Below are 653 nucleotides of genomic sequence, written 5' to 3'. Positions count from 1 at the left end.
GGTTGAGCCAATACTAACCGCGATCGTACCAAATGCCATCGCAAAAATGGTTCCTAACGATGCGCCTAAATAGGTAAAGATAAATGGCTTATAAATACCAATCGACTTCGGTAAATATCGTGAATAGTCTGAGGTATAAGGCGAGAAACTAATTTGCCATACCGCACACAAACCAAACATGGCAAACCAGCCTTTCATATTGAAAGAGCCTTTGGCAAGTACATCTGCATTAATATGCGGCACCATAATCATGAGGCCGATGAGCAACGAACCACCCATAAACCAAGTTCCAATTTTATTGAACTTATGAATAAAGTGATAACCAATCACGCCTATTGTGGTTGCTGCAATTGCACCAATCACGGTCGCAGTCGGCACAGGAATAGCAGGAACAACGGTATGAAGGGTTTTGCCTGACAAAATAATGTTAGAGATGAAAAAACCTAAATAAATGAGGGTAGTAAACAGTACAACCAGCAATGCCCCATAACGCCCGAACTGCGCACGGCTCTGAATCATTTGAGGAATGCCGACCTGTGGGCCTTGTGCAGAGGTTAAAGCTAAAATCGCTGCACCAAAAAAATGTCCGCAGCAGATCGCAAGCAATGCACTTACAATATTGAGGTTAAACGTTAAAATTGACATTGCACCCG

General features: G+C 42.9%; 1 protein-coding gene. It reads right to left on the bottom strand.

Going from position 1 to position 653, the window contains the following annotated elements; genetic code table 11:
- Positions 1–653, bottom strand: a 653-nt coding sequence (locus ABD296_RS49745) for a cytosine permease (protein ID WP_344285606.1), incomplete at both ends; no start/stop codon positions are given.

Source organism: Actinomadura napierensis, assembly GCF_039529375.1.
Lineage (GTDB): Bacteria > Actinomycetota > Actinomycetes > Streptosporangiales > Streptosporangiaceae > Spirillospora > Spirillospora napierensis.
The sequence above is the reverse complement of the archived record's forward strand: the minus strand, read 5'-3'. Positions and strand labels throughout refer to the sequence as shown.